Genomic DNA, 18,045 nt, shown 5'->3' on the forward strand with positions numbered 1-18,045 from the left:
GATAAAAGCGAAGCTTAGAGGCCCTAACAGAAGTTGTTGATCATGTGACTTTTGGTTCGGATGGTCGTTGGTCTGGCCGTGGGGAAACGTCAGTCGCGGCCTTGGATCGTGTCGGATGAACTGTGGTCGCTCATTGAGCCGTTGCTTCCGGGTCCGGCGCCGAAACAGGTGGAGGGACGCCCCCGGGTACCGGACCGGCAGGCACTCTGCGGGATCCTGTTCGTGCTGCATACCGGGATCCAGTGGGAGTACCTGCCGCAGGAGCTGGGGTTCGGATCCGGTATGACCTGCTGGCGGCGCCTGGCAGCGTGGAACGATGCCGGCGTCTGGGACCAACTGCACTTGGTGCTGCTGAAGAAGCTGCGGGTCGCGAAGAAGCTGGACTGGTCGAGGGCGGTGATCGACTCCTCCCACGTCAGGGCAGCTCGACGGGGCCCAAAAGCGGTCCCAGCCCGGTCGACCGAGCACGTCCGGGCAGCAAACACCACCTCATCGTCGACGGCCAGGGCATCCCACTCGCCGTCTCGCTGACCGGCGGCAACCGCAACGACATCACCCAGCTGATACCCCTGCTGAAGAAGATCCCGTCTGTTGCCGGCCTCGTCGGACGGCCACGCAACCGCCCCGACAGCCTGCTCGGCGACCGCGGCTACGACCACGACAAATACCGCCGTCTCGTCTGGGCAATGGGTGTCAAACCGGTGATCGCCCGCCGCGGCGTCCCGCACGGATCCGGCCTCGGAGTCCACCGGTGGGTTGTGGAACGGACCATCGCCTGGCTCCACGGCTTCCGCCGACTACGCATCCGCTGGGAACGACGCGACGACATCCACGAAGCCTTCCTCGGACTCGCCACCTGCCTCATCACCCACCGCCACGTCCAACGCCTTTGTTAGGACCTCTTAGCCTGCTCCAGTTCGGCGATGACCTCGACGTGGTAGTCGCGGCGGTCGAAGCCCCCTCTCGTACGTGCCGCCACGAATGCCTGCCCCGGTGCCAGCGCTGGCACCAAGACGACGCCGGTGCTGCCTCCGGCGCGTTCGCGATGGGCAGCGGTTCCTGCGCGGGCCGCCTCAATTACGCCGCCTCCTGCACAGGCTGGCTGTGCGGGGCCGCTGCCCCTGCCACGGTGTCCTGGCCCGTCAGGGCCTCGACGACCATGCCGACCAGGTCCCGGCCCGCGTTGGAGGTGACGGCGTTGCCGATCATCTCGACCTGCTGCTCGCGCCGTCCGAGGAAGACGAAGGTGTCGGGGAACTCCATCGCCCGTGCTGCCTCCCGGGCCCGGATCATCCGGTACCGGCACTCCTCCAGGCTGGTGGCGTAGCCGATCAGCCCGTGGCGGTCGTGGGTGGTGAGGGTGGGCATCGGCTGGGTCACGGGCTGCGCCGTGCTGTTGCCGTAGTACGGCAGGAGCTCGTGGGAGGCCGGATCGGCGTAGACGACGCCGTGGTTGATGCCACCGGCGGTCAGCGTGGACATTGGCTCGCTGGCCCGGCGGTGCGTGGAGCCGCCGCCGTGCAGCTCGACCATGTACGGCTCGATGAAGGCACCTGGGCCGTGCACCCGCTGGTACCTGTCCCACCCTGCGCTGATCTTCCGCATGGTGTTGGGCGCCAGAGGCCTGAGCCGCTCCCCGAGCATCTGGGCGGGAAGGGTGAGGTCCAGGGCCTCGATCGCGCCGCGCACGGGCGGTTCGACCACCTGGTTGCGGCAGGTGACGTGGGGACAGCGGTAGAGATACTGGCCCGTCTTGACGCCGTAGACGCCCCAGGGGCGCTCCGGGCTGCACACCCGCGTCCGTTTGAAGGACTGCATCAGATGGACACGGCCGTGCGCGGGGCAGATCCCGTAGGGGCGCAACCACTTGTCGAAGTCGGGCGCGCGGTCGCCCTGGCGCCAGAAGACGACATACATCCGCGGGCGGCGGGAGCGGGAGCCGGGACCGGCGGCCTGGGCATGGGCGGAGTCCAGGTAGACGATCCGGTACAGGTACGGGCCCCACAGGGCGACGCTGCGCACCCAGGTGTCGAACGCGAACCCCGGAGCATCTGCGGGTCCCCACCAGCGGGCGTCGGGCACGTTCTCGACGATGATCGCCCGGTAGCGGTGGTGCTCGGCGAAGCGGGCGACGTCGTGCATGGTGGCCCGTGAGCGGATGGCGGCTTCGTCCGTGCCGTCGGTGGCGAACAGCCCGTCGTTGAACTCCCCGTAGCAGCGCTTTTTGCCCCGGGCCCGGGTGTGGTGGGTGCATTCCGGTGACGCCCACAGGATGTCGGTGCGCGGGTACTTGGCCGGGACGACCTGGGAAATGTCGGCGCAGTCGTGGTCGGTGTGCGGATGGTTGTGCTGGTGGGTGTCGATGGCGTGCCGGGCATGGTTGGCCGCCATCCGCACGCGGACGCCGTCAATCAGCTCGGCCCCGAGAGTGGAGCCACCGGCGCCGCAGAACAAGTCGGTCACGGTGATCACGTCGAAGTTCCTGCTCTTCAAAGAGAGGTGGATGGCTGCGTCAGGGCAGCTGGAGCTGCGCGCCGGAGCCCGAAAGCAGGGCGTCCCACGCCTTGTCGAAGCCGCCGTCCTGCTTGTCGATCACGTGGGCCGGGGCGGTGCAGAACAGTTCCTCGGCCATCGGCCAGCCGTCTTGGCGGGGGCGGACCCAGGCCCGGGCGCGCCCGTAGAGCCGGTCGTGCTCGACGTCGACGCGGTGCCGCTGGGAGAGGGAGGTCAGTCGCCGGGCGAGTAGCTGGGGGTGGCCGAGGTCGACGCGTTCGGTGGAGCGCATCACGGGGCGGCGTCGGCCGTCGGCGGTCAGCAGGAACAGGCGGCGCACGTGGTAGAGCGCCCAGGGCGTGTCGAGTTCGCGTGCGAAGGCCTCCAGGCAGGCCCGGTCCCGTAGCTGGGAGGGGTCCAGCATGTCCAGGAGGCTGCCGGTCCTGCCGTAGAGCGTGGCGTTGGGGTTGAGGCTCATCGCGGTGTACTCCAGGCGCAGCACCTGTCCGGCGATGTCCGGGTGGGTGCGCATGCGCTCCAGGTGGGCGGGCAGCGCGCCCATGGAGACGGGGAAGCAGCAGAAGGTGCAGTACGACTTGGGCCAGTGGACGCCGAACCGCAGGTGGAGGTAGTCCTCGACCTCGCGCCTGCCCCAGCCCCATTCGATGAGCGGGAACACCCCGGTGCGGCCCGGGATCTTCGAGTGAGTGGTGTCATTCAAGAGGCGGCCCGGCTCGTCGGCGTTGAAGCCCAGGATCTGCCGGAAGGGGCGGCCGCCGAAGACCCGGCCGAGCCACAGGTCACCGACCTCGCCCTTGGCCCGGAGGCTGCACTTGCGCGCCCCGGCCTGCTGGGGAACGGTGCCGACGGACTCCATCTCCTCCCACAGCGTCCACGCTCCACGGGCGTGGAGCTGCTCAGGGTGGCGGCAGTCGTCCAGCACGGTGATCCCGTCCGCCTTGAGATGTCTGTTGCGGGCCAGCTGGACGAACCGCACGCGGTGCTGGCGCAGCAGTGGGAGCATGAACTCCGTACACAGCAGCCGGGTTTCGGGCCACTCGCTGCCCGTGGCCATGTAGAGGACGGCGGTGCGCTGGAGGTCGATGCCGTGGGCGGCGGGGTCGGTGAGCATGCGGGCGAGGTAGGCGGTGGAGTCGGCGCCGAGCCCCCAGTTGATGACGGTGTCCAGGTCGTCGTCGGCGGTCAGGCCGGGCAGGAAGAGGCTGTACGCGGTGCTTGGCATGGCACGGGCTCCTTCGCGGCCGGGCCGGGCCGGGTCTGGGCGGGGATGATGAGCAGCAGGCGTTGAAGTAGTCCGCTCCGTGCGGGGATACGGCGGGCAGGGTCAGGTCGCCGTCGGCGACGTCACCGGCGCGGGCCATCCGCGCGAGCGCGGGATCCGGAGCAGCGGGGCGTGGTCTTCGTCGTCGGTGTGGGCGGTGACGACGGCGTCGAAGAACTCGACGTACTCGGCGTGCTGAGGCGTGGCGGGTTCCTCTCTGCCTGCCCGGGCTTGGGCCGCCGTGCAGGGGAGGGCTGTTGACGAGGGAGGCAGGGCGGCCGCAGGGGTGCGTGCCCTGGACGGCGTGCCGCGAGGCACTGCGGTCCGTGTGCACATGCTGGGTGGCGGGCGCGGCACGCAGAGGCCAGTCAGGGCCGGCGGTCAGCTCAGCGCGGGAGAGCGCTGTCAGATGTCGACGTGGGGGGGGGGGGGGGGGGGGGGAAGTGCCGTTGTCCGTCGCGGTGGTGGTGCTGCACCAGCCGGAAGACCGCTGCTGCTCCCACCAGGCGGGAGGGCGGCCCGGCTGGCTGAGCGCAGCGGGAGCAGCCCGTGGCGGTGCGGGTCGGGGCGCTTCGGGTGCGGTGATGGGGGCGGCGGCGGCCGGGCTGGGCAGGCTGGTTTCGGTGTAGGCGATGCGCTGGCGGAGGCTGATGCCGAGGTCGTCGAGGCTGAGGTGGATGGAGTTGTCCTTGGTCGCGGTGATGCGGCCTGTGGCCAGGACGGTGACTCCGCGGGTGAGGGATTCGGTGGCGTTGCGGGCGAGGTTCCGCCATGCGGTGCAGATGTAGGTGATCGGGTTCCCGTCCCGCCACGTCTGCGTGGCGGGGTCCCACTGCCGTGAGGTCTGGGCCAGCTGGAAGCGGCAGACGGCGAGGCCGGATGCGGTGAAGCGGCATTCGACGTCGCTGGTGACGGTGCCGGACACGTGCGTGGTCGGCGGGGACATGCGGGAACACCTCCGATACCAAATAATTGTGTGAGTTGGGATGGGGTCAATCCCCCTTGGCCGGCCCTCCTCGCCGGACCAGCCGCCGCAGTCATCGCCGCAACCGTGGTGGAACTGCGTGTGTCGGCGCGGCACCGCCGCAGAACACGGTGGAGTCCCCGACCTCGACCAGCAGGGCAACCGTGCCGCTGGGCTGGACGATCAACTCGTCAGCGGCATCGAGATGCACCGAGACCCGCATAGCACGGCGGTCCGCGTCCAGGTACGCGAAGACCAGGACTTTGGCGACCTCAAGGCAGGGCAGGCCCTCGTCGGCGCGGTCCGTCATCGGGTGGAAGACGGCCGCACTGTTGGCCTCGGCACACATCTCTTCGCCCGGGAAGCGGAAGCCGTCGGGGCCGGAGACAGCCGGTAGCGGCAGTTCGATGTCGTCGGCGTACAACGAGTAGCGCTCATCTGCTCGTTGTGCCCGCGGCCCGTAGTGCAGGCGGACGGCCGCACGGTCGCTGATCGGCGGGCAGTGCGGGATGCGGTCGTCCCCGGCCACGTTGTCCCAGTTGCTGCGCACACGCTGCGCCAGGCAGGCCAGCGCGGAGTTCTCGTCGGCCCACAGCGTCACCTCCTGCCCGTTCCGGTCCTCGCGGTGCGGCGCCCAGGCGCTGCCGACGATGGTGCGCGACGGCGCGGGCGGGCTGGTGAAGTCGAACCCCGCCAGCCACGCGTCGAGGATGCCGACGGTGTCGGCGCCGGGCCACTCGCCCGCGCGCTCGTGGAGCGCGGTCATCTGCTCGTGCAGGTCGATGACGGCCGCGCCCTCGGGCGTGGCCGGGTCAGGCGTGATCATGGAAAGGCTCCTTTGGGAAGGGATGGTCAGGGAGGGAAGGGTCACGGTGTGCCGTCCAGGAGGTCGTGCACCAGCGCCATCAGACGCTCCTGTTCGGCCGTGAGCGGGGCGGTGCGCAGGACGCGGGTGCGCAGGACGGGTACGTCGAGGCTGATGCCCGAGGGCGCGTCGATCTGGCCGGGCGGGAAGACCAGGCGGTAGGTGTGGGTGTGGATCATCCAGGCCTCGTAGCGGTCGGCCGGTTGGCCGTTGCGGGCGGCGTCGCCGTGGTCGGGGGCGAGGGAGGGGCAGGGGCAGGCCGGATCGGTGCAGGGCCGTCCGGCCGCGTGGCTGGCCAGGACGGGACGCTGGCGGTAGCGGGTGGCGGTGCCGTTGAGCATGGGGCAGTGCGCGGCGGTGTACGGAAGGCACTCGGGGTGCAGCGCGGGTTCCGGGCAATGGCCCTGGGCCACGTCGGCGGGGCGCACGATCACGAAGCACCGCTCGTTGAGTGACTGGCCACAGATCTGGCACAGGCAGTGCAGGAAGGCGGCACGGGCCCGCTCGGCGTCGAGACTCCCGAACGCCGCGTGGCCGTTATGGATCAGGGACACCCAGGGCACGACCAGCCCGCCGGCCAGCGGTCGACGTGCACAGCGTTGGGGGACCGGTGGCATCACTGGCTCCTTCGAATCGCGGGGATGGGGTTGCGCGCCTGGCCCGTGGCGTCGCTTCAACTGCTCTGTGGTGGGGGAGGGGTGGTGAGCAGGGTGTCCCAGTGGGCGTGGCGGAAGTCGGTGGCGGTGTGCAGGCGCAGGTGCAGCCAGCCGAGAGGTTGTCCGGCGTGCAGGACGGCTTCGGCGGCGATGGCGGCGGCCCGGGGATAGGCGGTGGCGTCGTCGGGGTCGGTGGCGGCCAGGATCAGGCCGGGGCGGTGGGGCATGTGGCGGAGCAAGAAGTGGGGGTAGCTGCGATCGTCCAGGATGACGAGGGGGGCTTTGTGGTAGGCCTCGCGGGTGAACACGGCGGACGGTGAGTGGTGCAGGGGGACGGGGCAGGGCAGCAGGCCGATGGGGTCGTGGTCGAGTCGGTCGCTGATGATCAGCACCGGCTGGCGGGGCGGGTCCGGGGCAGCGTGTGCGGGAGCGGACATGGCAGGTGACCCGTCGATTTTGTGAGAGGGCGGGACAGCCGGGCGGGCTGCCCCGCCGCGTGCGGGGGTCGGTCAGCCGAGCGGGAAGAGCACGAGGGCCCGCACGGCGCTGTCGGGGACGGTGGGGAACAGCTCGCGCAGTTCCGGGTCCTTGGCCAGCTGCTCGGGCAGGCGGAAGACGTCGCCGACCAGGCCGCTCAGGGTCGGCGCGTACCGGGAGTGGCTGTAGCTGGCCAACGGCGAGAAAGTGTTGCCCTCGGCGTCGCCGGAGAGCACCACGAGCGTGCTGCCGGGCAGGCGGCGCCAGTCGTTGCGGAGCAGCTGGCGCAGCACGGCCAGGGTGAGGGGTTGGTCGCGGGCGTCGGCGTCCACCGGGGATGCCGCCTGCGGGGAGTCGCTCATGGCTGCCTCTTTCGGGCGCGGGCCGGGTGGCGGGGACGCCCGGCTGGGGAGTGGGGACGGGGTGGCGCCTGCGTCGCGCCGGGCGGCGCGACGCAGGCCCGGGGGTCAGCTCTCGGTCAGTTCCAGACAGGAGAGCGGGACGCCGCTGCCGGGCAGACGGAAGCGCCGGACGTTCTCGGGGACGCGGTAGTGGCTGTTGCGCGGGTCGGCGCGCAGTTGCCGGGTGGATTCCTCGTCGAGCAGGAAACCGGCCCGGGTGCCGGTGCGGTTGCGTTCCTGCACGGTGCCCGTCTTGCCGCGCAGCAGCTTGGAGCGCAGTGCGGGGGTGATGCGGGCGCGGCGCCCCGACTGGATGCGGGCGAAGGCGGCCTTGTCGATGGCGCGGAGTCGCTGTGCGGCGGCTTCCTGGACTTGTGCGACGGCTGCGGCGTCGGGCAGCTGTCCGATGAAGGTACGGACGTCGTCGATCGTGGGGGGCATGCTGGTTCGCCTCTCTGTGCGGAGGTGGACGACCGGCCGGGCACGGGCCGTGCCCGGCCGCAGGGGTGGTGAGGGGGAGGGGCGGATGGTCAGGCGGCGGCGGTCCGGTGGCTGGTGAGGGCCTGCTGCTCGACCTCGGAGAGCTGGTAGCTGCCGTTGTCGGCCTGACCGAGGGATTCCAGGAGCAGCAGGTAGCGGGCCTGGGGTGCGGTGAGGGACGACCATGCCTTGGGCTCGCGGATGTCGTACTCGCACGCCGCCGCGACGTGGGCGAACACAGCGTTCACCAGGCGTGCCTTGGGCAGGTGCACCGCCGTCTCGGCGAGGTCGGCCTTGGGCTCCTTGACTCCCAGGAAGCGTGCGACGGTCTCGGTCTCCCGTTTGTCGGCCCAGGAGCTGTAGAAGCCGGGGAGGGTGAGCAGGATGTTCTGGGCGAACACCCGGGCCGCGTCCGGCAGGGCCTTCATGCGCACGAGCCGGGTGATGAACTGCTGACGCGGCCCGGCGGCGGCCTTCCACGCCCGGTTGCACGAGATGACCCTGCGGCGTTCCTCGGCCTTGTGCTCGTCCGCCTCGGTCCGGGGTTTCTTGGGCTGCGGGCGGACTTTGTGGCCGTAGGCGGCCGGGTCGGCGCAGTGCCACACGGGCCGGTGCTCGTCGTCCAGGCGGGCGCTGTGGCCGGGGCAGTTGCGGTGGTTGTCCTCGGTGAGCGGGTTGCCCAGCCCGGTGGTGAGCTCCGCCAGGGGGCGCGAGGGGTCTTTCTCGTAGGACGGCACCCGGCCCAGCAGCGGGATGTTGGCCTCCTTGAGCTCCTCCTCGGCCTTGGCGCGGGTCTGGGCGTCGGCCTGCTCGGCGCGCAGCAGCGCCACCTCCTGGTCCCAGTGGCCGCGACCGCCGCCCCCCTCGTCCTGGTCGCGCTGGAGTGCCCGCATCAGCCGGTTCTCCGCGCCGCGCACGGGTTCGACCTCGGCGAGCTGGGCGGTCTGCTCCAGGTCCATGCCTGCGGCCGCCGTACGGCGCAGGGTCGCGTCGTTGAGTGCTTGGGCGACCTTGGCCTGCCGGACGGCGTTACGGCTGACGCGCAGGGCCTTGGTGGCCCGGCGCTGGTCCACCTCGCTCATGTCGATCAGGGAGAGTTCCTGGGCCCGCAGGGTGTCACGCTCGCTCATGCCCTCGCGGTGGTCGTTCTCCACCAGGGACAGGAACCGCGTCCAGCCGTCGCGGCCGACCAGGTCCTCGCGTACGTAGGCCCTGATGGGGCGGGCGGGGCGGGTGTCCTGTGCGGCGGTCGCATTGGCGGCCTGCGCGGCCTGGGCGCGCCGCCAGCCCTTGAAGACGCTGTAGGTCCCGTCGGGCCGGGGCCGGACGCTGACGGGCTCTTCCACGCCGAGTTCCTTGACCGAGGCGATGAGCTTGTCGTCCGGCTCGGTGTCGGTCTCGCGCGCGTTGCACTCGTCACGCACCAGCAGCGCCGGGTCGAGGAGGACGAACTGCCGGACGTCTTCCTCGTGTTCGACGTGCTCTTTGGTGGGGTTGGTGGGGGTCAGGACGGCGGTAGCCATGGGGTGCTCCTTCTGCGTGCCGCGTCGGCGTATCGGCGGGGGTCAACCCGCATCACTAATAAAATAATAGTGTGAGAGTCTGAAAGGGGTAGATACCCGCTGACCTGCGGGGATCCCGCATTTGCCTGCCGCCCTCGGACTCAACTGCCGGGAGTGTGGAGCGTGTTCGGGCGCGGGGTGCGGGCGGTCTCCTCGGGTGCCGGGCTCGGGTGCCGACTGCGGCGGTGGGCGGCGCGGGTCTCGGCCTCCAAGCCGGGGCGCTGCCGGGCGGCCGAAGGCAGCAGCGCGTACCGCACGTCCATGGCCCGGGTGAGAATGCCCAGTTGCTGGCCGGACAGCACCCGCGGGCCCCGTCCGTCGGCGCCCGTGGTGGCCGGCAAGTCTTCAGCCGCCGGGACCTCCTCGGCGCGCTGGTGCACCGGCCGGGTAGGGGAACCGGCAAGGCGCGGCGTGCGGGCGCATGAAGCGCCCGCACGGACCGGCGGTCAGGGTTTGAGGTGGGTGACCAGCCGGGCGGGCAGGTAGACGTGCAGGACGTCCTCGTGTCCGGGCGGGTCCAGGGCCGCCAGCCGTCTGAGCGCCTCAGCCAACTCCGCATCGGCGTCCGCCTCTTCGGCCAGGGACTCCCCGCCCGCCGGTACGAACGTCACCGTGGTCGTGCTGTGCGTGAGGTCGGGGGCCTCGTCGGTGCTGGCGAATGCCGCGATGCGCGGGCTCCAGCCGACGCACATGCCTTCCGGCGTGCGCTGCTCCGTCGCTGTGATGTAGGCGGCGATCACTGGGCGGCCCTGATCGGGCTGCTGGGCAGCGAGCGCCATGACGCGGTCGACCACGACCTGCCGCCACCCCTCCTCGGCGGCGAAGAGGGCTTCGACGATCAGCGCGTCCAGAGCCCTGGGTGAGAGGCGGCGCAGCGCGTCGCGCATGGGCGGCTCGGCCGGTGCGGTCAGGAGTTCGTCCAGTTCTGCGGGCTTCACGGGCGGTGTCCTTCCTGGGGTGCGGCCGCGGCGGACGGTCCTGCCGTCCGTGCGCCCGCACCCTCACTACATAAAATAATAGTGTGTATTTTGGGGGTGTGAACCCACCTCTGAGCTGCCGCTATTCGCGGTCCGGATAGGGCGGGAGAGGGAAGCTGCGCCGGGGGTCGATCCGTGCGCACCGCTCGCAGTAGGCGGTGATGCGGTTGGCGGTGCACTCGCCCCACCGGCACTCGAAGGCCTCGCGCGGCCCGCACAGCAGACACCGCCGCAGCACGATACCGTGCAGCTCGCACGGCTCCCAGCACGCCCGCTCGGGCAGGGCTTTGAGCGCAGGGCGCTCACGCTCCAGACGGGCAAGGTCGGCGACCGGGAAGGACACGTCCGCGTCGCGCACCCAGCGGGGCGACAACTGGCCGAAGCGCTCGGGTGTGGTGGAGAACGGCTGGCAGGCAGGACTGAACACCATGGCCAGATGACCGTCGCGGACGAGCGCTTCCAGGCGGCGGTGGCTGGACTCCCGCGTCAGGGACAGCATTTCGTCCCGGCGCAGGCTCCAGGCATACCCGTACCGGCGCAGAATCCGCCGCTCGGCGGCCGCCGGACCGCTCTGAGCCATGTCGAGCGCCTCCACGGCCGCGACGGCGGCCGTCGGACTGGAAGCCACCTCCCGCGCAGCGGCCTCCGCTGCCGGGCGGGTGGCGTGGCTGCTGAGCGCGTACCCGTGCAGCGTGTCCACGACCTCGTGGACTCCCCCGTGCTCCGCCACGGTGTACCTCACGGGCGGCTGGGCTCGGCGTCGGGGCATGGCGGCACTCCCTCTGCGGCAACAGGGCGGACAAGCGGGGTGTGCGGCCCGGCCTCGCCGTGGTGCGGTCCTCGGCGGGCGGGCAGTGGCGTGTAGGAGGAGTAGACGAAGTGGCCCAGCGCGCGCAGCGCGCCGGCGGTGCGCTCCACGGCCTCGGGGCCGTCGCCGGTTGGCCGGGCGTACGCCTCGATCTCGCCGTTCCAGACGAATCCCTCGCCGGTCAGCATCGCCACGGTGTCGGGCGTGAGGTCATCGGGACATCGGGGGGCTGCGACGAGTCCGTGCGCGGGGTCGGGTACCACGAGGAACACAGGAGTCTCCTTCCGTAGCGGGGCTGCCTGAAGAGAGCAGCCCCACGGCGCGGGCCGACTGCTGGTCAGTCGGTGGTCACGGTGAGGGTGTCGTCGGCTTCCAGGACGGCGAGGGCGGCACGGATCGCGGCACGCGTCTGCGGGCTCGGCACCGAGTAGGGGAAGGCCAGGGCGTGCACGGCGGTGTCCAGTTCACCGTCGGGCATCGGCAGCGTGACGCCGCTGCGATAGAGGGTGAGAGCGGTCGCGGTGGCGACGCGGCTGCGGTTGTAGGCCACGGCCTCCCCGGCGCAGACACCGGTGCCCAGTGCTTCGCGGGCGGTGGGCGGGAGCGCGGTGACTCCGGCACCGAAGGGACGGACGGGCAGGCGCAGGTGGGACGGCCGCACCAGGCGGCGCAGTACGCGGAGCATGGCAACTCCCGGGCTCGAAGCGGGCGGAGAGGACGGGCGACGGAGCGCTCGCGATTCGGCGGTCTGTGCATGCCCGCGTCGCATGAGGGCGGCGGCAGCCCTGCGGCGCAGGGGGATGAACGCCCCCTCGCAACAGTTATAATAGTGTGTTCTCTGGTGTGGGGAACCCGCCACTGACCTGGCGGTCTCGCGCCCGTACGGCTGCGGCGAACGCCGCCAGCATGGGGACCATGCAGTCGGGGCGGCCGGACGCGTCGACGCCCACCTCCTTGCCCGAGGGCCCGATGACGACCAAGACGCTGTCCAGCAAGGCGGGACCGCTGTGCCCGGGCGGGCGGAACGCGTGCTCCCAGAGGATCTTGGTGCTCCGATGCCGCTCGGTGACCCCGGCGCCGGGAAGTGCACCGGCCACGGCGTCAGCGACGGTACGCCGGGCATCGCTCTCCGCTGCCTGAGAGCGGCGAGTTCCCCGGCGCGCTCAACGGCCTGCGTGTGCAGCGGGTAGAGCCGCCGGGTGATCTCGTGCGCCACATGACGGGCGCTGCTGGCCGTGACCCCGATCGACGGCGGACTCACCTGGGACCCGTCCGGCAGGGCCGCAGAGATCGTCAGGCGGCCGGGCTGCCGGTTGCTCTGGCGCAAACTCAGGGCGCGGCCGTCGCCGTCGACGATGAGGCGGACCAGACCCCTTCCCGGTACCGGCGGCGGGGCTGTGCGGCAATGCGTGCCCAACTCCCGCGCCACCTCGTCGGCGAACGCGTCAAACTGTGACTGGGTGGTCAGGTTCTGCGGCGAGGCCACGACGTCACTCCTTCGGTCGGGGTGGAGGGGGATCGGCGCGCGCGGGTGCGGCCGCGTTCTGGCCCCGACGCTCGGCGTCGCGGCGGAAGTCCTCGGCGGTGTAACCGGTGCTGCACCGTGGTTTGCACAACTGGCCGGGCGGCGCGCCGCATGTCTCGCACCAATCATCGAAGTCCTCTGGGCGCCAGGGGCGCAGTGCGCCCGTCATGCGGGCAAGTAGCGGATGTGCTCGGCGACGGCCCGGGCGGAACTGACGGGGCTGGAGTGGCTGTTCTCGGCGCATCGCGCCTGCCACAGGCTCGCTGGCTTCGACGGGGTGATCTGGTTGCTGGTGGCCGGGCTGATGGTCCAGCGGCGGCCGTGGGGGTCGGTGGCGGTGTAGGTCAGGAACTCGGGGCGGTCCTGGTGGCCGTTGTCCTGCCAGGACAGGCCGGCGGACGTGAGAGCGCGGCCGAGCTGGGCGCAGCGTTCGGGGGTGATGTGGCCGAAGGTGGCCATGGCAAGTCCCTTCTGCACCAGCGGGGTGGGGCGGACGGATGGCTGGTCAGGGGCGGCCGGAGGGCCGGGGCTTGTGGTAGCGGTACAGGAAGCGCGCGGCCCATTCCCTGCTGGCGAAACCAGGGATTCCGCCGCCGTTGCCCGGATGGCTGGCGGGGTACTCGGCAACCCACTTGCATGCGGCGGGATCTCGCCAGACGACTCCATAACTGGTGCTGCGGTCGTGGCGGTCGAGGACCCGGTACCCGAACGAACCGGGATTGGCGGTGAACATGAACTCCTCGATCATCACGGTCCTTTCGGTCGTTTCCGGGGTGCCGGAGGGGGCGGTGCGTGGGAGGGACACCCCCTCCCATAACACTCATAATAGTGTGGTCATGGGTGGTGTGAACCCGCCTTTGACCTGGGGTTTGAGGGAGGCACGGTTCAGCGCCGGAGTGGAGAAGAGCCAGGAGTGAGGCGGGCGGGCGGTGGTTGGTGGTCGCGGTAGTCGGCCACCTTCACGTAGCCGCCCGGCATCGTGTCCAGGCGCAGTTGGTCGGGTCCCCAGTTCTCGACCACGTCCGGCGGAAGGTTCTCGATGTCTTCCGCCTCAACCTGGCAAGCCCAGCCTGTCAGCTCTGCGCCGAACAGCCGCTGCCATTCCAGCAGGACCGGAAAGAGCTGCCCGACGTCGTCGACCAGAGCGACCGCACGGGACTCGTGCGGGTTGGGACACTCGGCGAAGGCGGGGGCGCCGGGGCGGCAGCGCTCACCCAAGGTCATCAGCCAGCGCATGATCACACCGACTCCCGCGATTCGGGGCGTGCCTGGGCTCGCCGACGGCGGATGCCGTCGCGCTGCTCGGTGCGCGTGCGGTAGCCGTACACGGTGATGGTGGGCCTGTCAGCCACGGTCCTCCTCCTCTTCTGAGGCGGTGAACTGGGGCAAGAGCGGTGCGTCGTAGACCTCTCGCCACACGGCGGGAGCGCCGGGGCAGGGGATGACGGCTTTTTTGAGCTCGGCCGTGTCGATGGGGTGCAGCCACCCGTTCTCGATGGTCCAGCCGCACGCAAGGGGGCGGGGGTCAGCGGCGGTGGTGGCCACCAGGACGGCGCTGCGGACGGTGCTGCCCTCCAGCGCGAACACGAGCAGGATGCGCAGGGCGTAGAAGGCTTCGTCGTCCAGCACCGCAAGGCGCACCGGGATGTCATCGGTGCAGAGATTGCCGATGGACAGGTCGACGTGACCCCGCAGGAACGCCCCGTCAGTTCGTTCGGCCACGAGACTGATTTGGTGTTCGCCGTCACCCAGGGCCAGAACCAGAGCGGCGAGCGCGGTCAGGGACCGTTCCATTGCGGCCGCCGCGGCGGCGTCGTCGGGACGGGTGAGTTCCGGGCGTGCGGGCATGCTGGTCCTCCTTGTGAAGGGACGGGCGGTGAGCACCGGGGGCGGTGGGCCGCGCCCGTGGGGCGGTGGAGTCTTCCGGGCGCGCGCTCTGCTCCGCAGACGGGTTGCGCTGCCGCTACGCGGCAGGGGACGGGGGCGCGCTCCGCGCTCTCAGGAAGGGGCGGGGAGCGCTCCGCGCTGGGCGCCGGCCGGTGCCCGCCCGGACGCCTGGGGCGCCCCGACCGGTGCGGGGCGGACTATAGGCCCGTGCGGGCCGGGCTGGGGGAGGTGCCCGGCCCGCACGGGGGTCTGTCAGCCGTGGGCGGCGGCCGCCGTGAGCGCGGGCAGTGCGAGCGCTTCCAGGGCGGCTGCCTGGTCGGCGTCGGTAAGGGTCTGTGCGGTCGACGTGATGGCCTGCATCACGCCCCCGGCCGTGACCTGACCGCCCCGGATGAAGTGGGCAAGGATCCTGTCCTTGGCCTCAGCACCGATGCTGAGCGACTTGGTGACGTGCTCGATCGTCTTCGTCGGCTCGGCCAGCGGTTTCCCGGCCGCATCCTCCATTCCCCGGACCTTGGCCTCGACGTACTCCCGCGACAGGAAGGTGCGCACGGCGTCGGCGGTCTTGGATGTGATCAGTTCCAGCGTCTTGCGCTGAGTCTGGCCGGACCAGGACACGACGCCTTCGTCCTGCTTGCCTCCCAGGTGCACGGCGCGCATCACGTCCTGCGTCATGGTCAGACCGTTGCGGCATACCTGGATCACCGCGCGCGGCGTGATGGTGTACGCCCCGGAACCGACCTCACTGTTGGTGATCACGAAACCGGCCGAGACCACCGGCAGCTGGTCACCACTGCGCTCGTCGAACGGGGAGCGGTAGCCGCGCAGCAACTCGCGGGCCTGGACGGCGACCGCTTCGGACTCGACGCGCACGTACATGCGCCGGTCCGTCAGATCGCAGCCGGTGATGCGGGTCGGGTGGCCGGACTGCTGGACCCCGTCCAGCGCGGCGAGCAGCATGTCGAGGTTGTCCATCCGCTTGTAGCTGTCGGACAGCAGCGCGCGGGCCACTCCCTCACTGGGCGCCATGCCGGGGCCATTGTCGCCCCGGAACGCACGGAGCATGTAACGGCGGTCCGGCTCCTCACGCAGCCACGTGTTCACGTTCTCGTCCAGCAGCGGGACGTTCTCGGTACGCATGCGGCGCAGGTAGGCGAGCGGGATGCGGAGCTTGTCCGCGATCCCCTCGTCCGCCACGGCGGTGGGCCGGTAGATCCCGTCGACGTCCGTCACACCGTCCTCGGTGATCAGGGACTCGATGCCGTCGACGTGAACGTTGCCCTCACGGAACCGCAGCGCGGACCCGGACACGATCACGTCCAGCTTGCGCCGGTTCTGGTCCTCCAGGATCCGGACCAGATCGCCCGTGTCGGCGTTGCGGGCGCCCATGGGAGCCACGCTCATAGCGCGCTCGGCGAACTGCTGAGTCATGCGGTGTTCTCCCCTTCGTGTTGGCTTCTGCGGTGCGGGGCCCGGGGTCACCGGCCCCCGCACAAATCCAATAATAGTGTGTTGCAGGGGTGGGTAAACCCACCCCTGACCAGCACACTCAGACCGGGATGCGGTGAACGGGCAATGGCGTCAAGCTCGAACGACGCACCGACCCCACCACCGGCACGGGCACACCCCCGAGTACATCGACCTCCTCGCACAGGTCGTACCGCAACTCCGGCACACCTCCGTACGGGTCTGCGTACGTGTGGATCGCGCACACCCAGTACGTGCCGTGACAACGCCTCACGCTGCCGTGATAGTCCACCTGCTGCCACAGCGTGGGCCCTTCGGACTGCCGAACACCCACCCGCCCCGACCTCAGCCGCCGGAAGGCACGCCGTACGCTCTCCTGGTCGACCGGGACACCCGCCACTGCCGGGGCGGTGTGCCCCGTACGCACTGCCGACGCCCAACCGAGCACGAAAAGCGGCAGGATCGCGTCGAACTGCTCCAACGGCACCCGCAGCGTCCCCGGAACACCCCGGCTGCGCGCCCACTCCCGTAGTGCGTGCTCAGCCTGCTCGGCCTCGTCCTGCGTCACCGGCTCGCCGGTGCGGTCGATCACCTGGCTCTCTTCCATGATCCCTCTTCCCTCCAACAGGGAGCCCGGAAAGGCGAAATCGTTCCGGGCCCCACTCCGCCGTGGTGGCTGACCGGTCAGAAGATGGAGACGATGAACTCCGACCAGTGGTAATGCTCGAAGAACGCCAGCGGAACCAGCGCGAAGATCCCCGCCAACAGGTAGTCGTCGACCTTGGACCACGTCCGGTAGGCCGCGTGCCCCATGCTCTTGCGCCACGTGATGTCCACCGCGATCTCACACCCCAGAGCACTCGGATGGAACTCACGATGGATCCGCCCCAACTTCCCCCCAGGGCGCGACACGTGGACGTGGTGGGTCCCATCGGCCCGCTGAGAGATCCGCTCGAACTTCCACGCCTGTCCGGCCGCCGCCCCCGCCTGTCCACGAAGGGTCCGGCCCGCCGGGATTTCCTCGCCGGTCACACACGACACGAGCTTCATGATCAGTCCCCTTTCCGATCACGGTGCGTGGAGCCCCCCGGGGCTCGAACAGCAAGGTCTTCCAAACCCCGGGGGAGAATGCTTGCGCCTACTTCAGGAACCCGCGAGAGGTGAGGAATTCAGCCGTAATGTGCGCGACCCCACGCGGCTTGTAGATCTGCGGGAACCGCCGCATCTCCACTTCGGTGCGCCCAATGGCGTCGGGCTCCGGCAGCTGGTGAACGAGCCGGTAGGGACGGTCGCCGGTCGGCATTTCGAGCACGACCGCACCCGCCGTGGTTTCGAACCGAATTCCGGTGTAATTCGCGTCGGCGTTGTGCACGATGCTCGCTCCTGCCCGCTGGCAGATCAGGGGCAGGAAGTTCGCGATCGTGCGGGCCTGAATGGCCGGGCCGGTCATCGGAGCATCCGTACCGCCCTTCACCCGGCGGACGATTCCGTCAGAGATCTTGATCTCCACGTCTTCCCCTTCGATGGACTTCTGCGGCCCAGGGGGTCGCCTCCCCCAGGACTTCATATAATAGTGTGTCTTGCTTCTTGGGGACCCCCCTGCGTAATCCCCTGCGCTATCCCCTGAACGATCTCCTGACCTCGCCAGACCACCCACCTACGATTGCCCCAGGTCAGAAGCCCATTCACCCGTGGTTGGGGTGCTGACATCCCCTCTGCTGCCGCTCTCCCTGCCCGAATGAGAGAAAAGGGTGGGGCGGGCATGGGCTGCGCGGCGGCCTCGGGGATCGGGGCGGGCTTCGTGGGTTTGCGCGTCGGCAGAGCCTCCGCGCGGCCGTTGGCGTGGCCCACAGGGCCACGGGAGGGGGCATGGAGGTAGCCGCTTGAGCGGGCGAATCCTCACACGAGGCAGTTTGGTTGACCAAATAGAAGAGGCAGAACGGGATATCAGAACAGCAAAGCAGATCTGAATCACACGTTTTTGACGGATCATCAAAAACGCAGAGGGAGCCGGAAAACGGCCCGCCCCTAACCCCCCAGCCAGACAAAGGAATTCGCGGAGCGAATTCCGCAGGCCGAATTGCGGAGCAATTCGTGCCGCTGCCAACGGAGTTGGCAGCAATTCCGGCGAAGCCGGAATTAGCCGCGCGGAGCGCGGCATCTTTCCCGCCGCGTAGCGGCGGCGCGTCGTGTCTGCGTAG

At 70.2% G+C, this 18,045-nt stretch carries 23 protein-coding genes and 1 pseudogene; 2 read left to right on the top strand and 22 right to left on the bottom strand.

The annotated features are described in order from the left end of the window. Window positions 1-60 precede the first annotated feature (60 nt). Window positions 61-896 (top strand): IS5 family transposase gene (locus OG965_RS39815; protein ID WP_371656801.1). Its coding sequence is split into 2 segments (ribosomal slippage): window positions 61-430 and window positions 430-896, totalling 837 coding nucleotides; the frame shifts between segments, so codons are not numbered across the junction. Between the two features lie 181 nt (window positions 897-1,077). Here the strand turns inward: OG965_RS39815 and OG965_RS39820 are convergent. Beyond that, window positions 1,078-2,472 carry a DNA cytosine methyltransferase gene (locus OG965_RS39820; RefSeq protein ID WP_371647798.1) on the bottom strand — a complete coding sequence of 465 codons (1,395 nt, stop codon included), beginning with the start codon at window positions 2,470-2,472 and terminating at the stop codon, window positions 1,078-1,080. Between the two features lie 40 nt (window positions 2,473-2,512). Next, window positions 2,513-3,736: a hypothetical protein gene (locus OG965_RS39825; RefSeq protein WP_371647796.1), complete on the bottom strand. Its 1,224-nt coding sequence runs from the start codon at window positions 3,734-3,736 to the stop codon at window positions 2,513-2,515. Between the two features lie 79 nt (window positions 3,737-3,815). On the opposite strand from OG965_RS39825, the gene OG965_RS39830 reads away from it, so the two are divergent. Beyond that, on the top strand, window positions 3,816-3,974 hold the full coding sequence (locus OG965_RS39830) for a hypothetical protein (RefSeq protein ID WP_371647794.1): 159 nt from the start codon (window positions 3,816-3,818) through the stop codon (window positions 3,972-3,974). 504 nt (window positions 3,975-4,478) lie between these two features. Here the strand turns inward: OG965_RS39830 and OG965_RS39835 are convergent. The 20 genes and pseudogenes from OG965_RS39835 to OG965_RS39930 all read right to left on the bottom strand — a co-directional run. Beyond that, window positions 4,479-4,721, bottom strand: a pseudogene (locus OG965_RS39835) (single-stranded DNA-binding protein); the annotation flags it as partial. A 91-nt stretch (window positions 4,722-4,812) separates the two neighbouring features. Continuing rightward, a complete protein-coding gene (locus tag OG965_RS39840) occupies window positions 4,813-5,565 on the bottom strand; it encodes a hypothetical protein (RefSeq protein ID WP_371647792.1) in 753 nt (250 codons plus the stop codon). A gap of 41 nt (window positions 5,566-5,606) precedes the next feature. After that, window positions 5,607-6,221, bottom strand: a complete 615-nt coding sequence (locus OG965_RS39845; protein WP_371647790.1) for a cell envelope biogenesis protein OmpA — start codon at window positions 6,219-6,221, stop codon at window positions 5,607-5,609. 56 nt (window positions 6,222-6,277) lie between these two features. Continuing rightward, the gene (locus tag OG965_RS39850) at window positions 6,278-6,697 is read right to left on the bottom strand and encodes a hypothetical protein (protein ID WP_371647788.1); all 420 of its coding nucleotides are present in this window, start codon (window positions 6,695-6,697) and stop codon (window positions 6,278-6,280) included. 72 nt (window positions 6,698-6,769) lie between these two features. After that, window positions 6,770-7,099 carry a hypothetical protein gene (locus OG965_RS39855; protein WP_371647786.1) on the bottom strand — a complete coding sequence of 110 codons (330 nt, stop codon included), beginning with the start codon at window positions 7,097-7,099 and terminating at the stop codon, window positions 6,770-6,772. A 105-nt stretch (window positions 7,100-7,204) separates the two neighbouring features. Next, window positions 7,205-7,579, bottom strand: coding sequence for a hypothetical protein (locus OG965_RS39860; RefSeq protein ID WP_371647784.1), 375 nt, complete (start codon window positions 7,577-7,579; stop codon window positions 7,205-7,207). An 89-nt stretch (window positions 7,580-7,668) separates the two neighbouring features. Continuing rightward, window positions 7,669-9,141: a ParB/RepB/Spo0J family partition protein gene (locus tag OG965_RS39865; protein ID WP_371647783.1), complete on the bottom strand. Its 1,473-nt coding sequence runs from the start codon at window positions 9,139-9,141 to the stop codon at window positions 7,669-7,671. A 140-nt stretch (window positions 9,142-9,281) separates the two neighbouring features. Continuing rightward, on the bottom strand, window positions 9,282-9,521 hold the full coding sequence (locus OG965_RS39870; protein ID WP_371647781.1) for a hypothetical protein: 240 nt from the start codon (window positions 9,519-9,521) through the stop codon (window positions 9,282-9,284). A gap of 105 nt (window positions 9,522-9,626) precedes the next feature. Further along, window positions 9,627-10,118: a hypothetical protein gene (locus OG965_RS39875; RefSeq protein ID WP_371647779.1), complete on the bottom strand. Its 492-nt coding sequence runs from the start codon at window positions 10,116-10,118 to the stop codon at window positions 9,627-9,629. A 121-nt stretch (window positions 10,119-10,239) separates the two neighbouring features. Beyond that, window positions 10,240-10,926 carry a hypothetical protein gene (locus OG965_RS39880; protein ID WP_371647777.1) on the bottom strand — a complete coding sequence of 229 codons (687 nt, stop codon included), beginning with the start codon at window positions 10,924-10,926 and terminating at the stop codon, window positions 10,240-10,242. Continuing rightward, window positions 10,896-11,237 carry a hypothetical protein gene (locus OG965_RS39885; RefSeq protein WP_371647775.1) on the bottom strand — a complete coding sequence of 114 codons (342 nt, stop codon included), beginning with the start codon at window positions 11,235-11,237 and terminating at the stop codon, window positions 10,896-10,898. The genes OG965_RS39880 and OG965_RS39885 overlap by 31 nt, the downstream gene beginning before the upstream one ends. A gap of 65 nt (window positions 11,238-11,302) precedes the next feature. Then, window positions 11,303-11,650, bottom strand: a complete 348-nt coding sequence (locus OG965_RS39890; RefSeq protein WP_371647773.1) for a hypothetical protein — start codon at window positions 11,648-11,650, stop codon at window positions 11,303-11,305. A gap of 1,005 nt (window positions 11,651-12,655) precedes the next feature. After that, window positions 12,656-12,949: a hypothetical protein gene (locus OG965_RS39895; RefSeq protein WP_371647771.1), complete on the bottom strand. Its 294-nt coding sequence runs from the start codon at window positions 12,947-12,949 to the stop codon at window positions 12,656-12,658. Between the two features lie 46 nt (window positions 12,950-12,995). Beyond that, complete coding sequence (locus OG965_RS39900) at window positions 12,996-13,238, bottom strand: hypothetical protein (protein WP_371647769.1); 243 nt, start codon at window positions 13,236-13,238, stop codon at window positions 12,996-12,998. A gap of 137 nt (window positions 13,239-13,375) precedes the next feature. Beyond that, a complete protein-coding gene (locus tag OG965_RS39905; protein WP_371647767.1) occupies window positions 13,376-13,726 on the bottom strand; it encodes a hypothetical protein in 351 nt (116 codons plus the stop codon). 108 nt (window positions 13,727-13,834) lie between these two features. Continuing rightward, window positions 13,835-14,338: a hypothetical protein gene (locus tag OG965_RS39910; protein WP_371647765.1), complete on the bottom strand. Its 504-nt coding sequence runs from the start codon at window positions 14,336-14,338 to the stop codon at window positions 13,835-13,837. Window positions 14,339-14,629: 291 nt separating this feature from the next. After that, window positions 14,630-15,808, bottom strand: coding sequence for a DUF932 domain-containing protein (locus OG965_RS39915; protein WP_371647763.1), 1,179 nt, complete (start codon window positions 15,806-15,808; stop codon window positions 14,630-14,632). Window positions 15,809-15,926: 118 nt separating this feature from the next. After that, window positions 15,927-16,451 carry a hypothetical protein gene (locus OG965_RS39920; RefSeq protein ID WP_371647761.1) on the bottom strand — a complete coding sequence of 175 codons (525 nt, stop codon included), beginning with the start codon at window positions 16,449-16,451 and terminating at the stop codon, window positions 15,927-15,929. A gap of 77 nt (window positions 16,452-16,528) precedes the next feature. Beyond that, window positions 16,529-16,894 (bottom strand): hypothetical protein, encoded by a 366-nt coding sequence (locus OG965_RS39925; RefSeq protein WP_371647759.1) that lies wholly within the window; start codon window positions 16,892-16,894, stop codon window positions 16,529-16,531. An 88-nt stretch (window positions 16,895-16,982) separates the two neighbouring features. Further along, window positions 16,983-17,354: a hypothetical protein gene (locus OG965_RS39930; RefSeq protein ID WP_371647758.1), complete on the bottom strand. Its 372-nt coding sequence runs from the start codon at window positions 17,352-17,354 to the stop codon at window positions 16,983-16,985. Window positions 17,355-18,045: the final 691 nt, after the last annotated feature.

Origin of the sequence: Streptomyces sp. NBC_00224, from assembly GCF_041435195.1 — a bacterium.
In the GTDB taxonomy this organism is placed as follows: domain Bacteria; phylum Actinomycetota; class Actinomycetes; order Streptomycetales; family Streptomycetaceae; genus Streptomyces.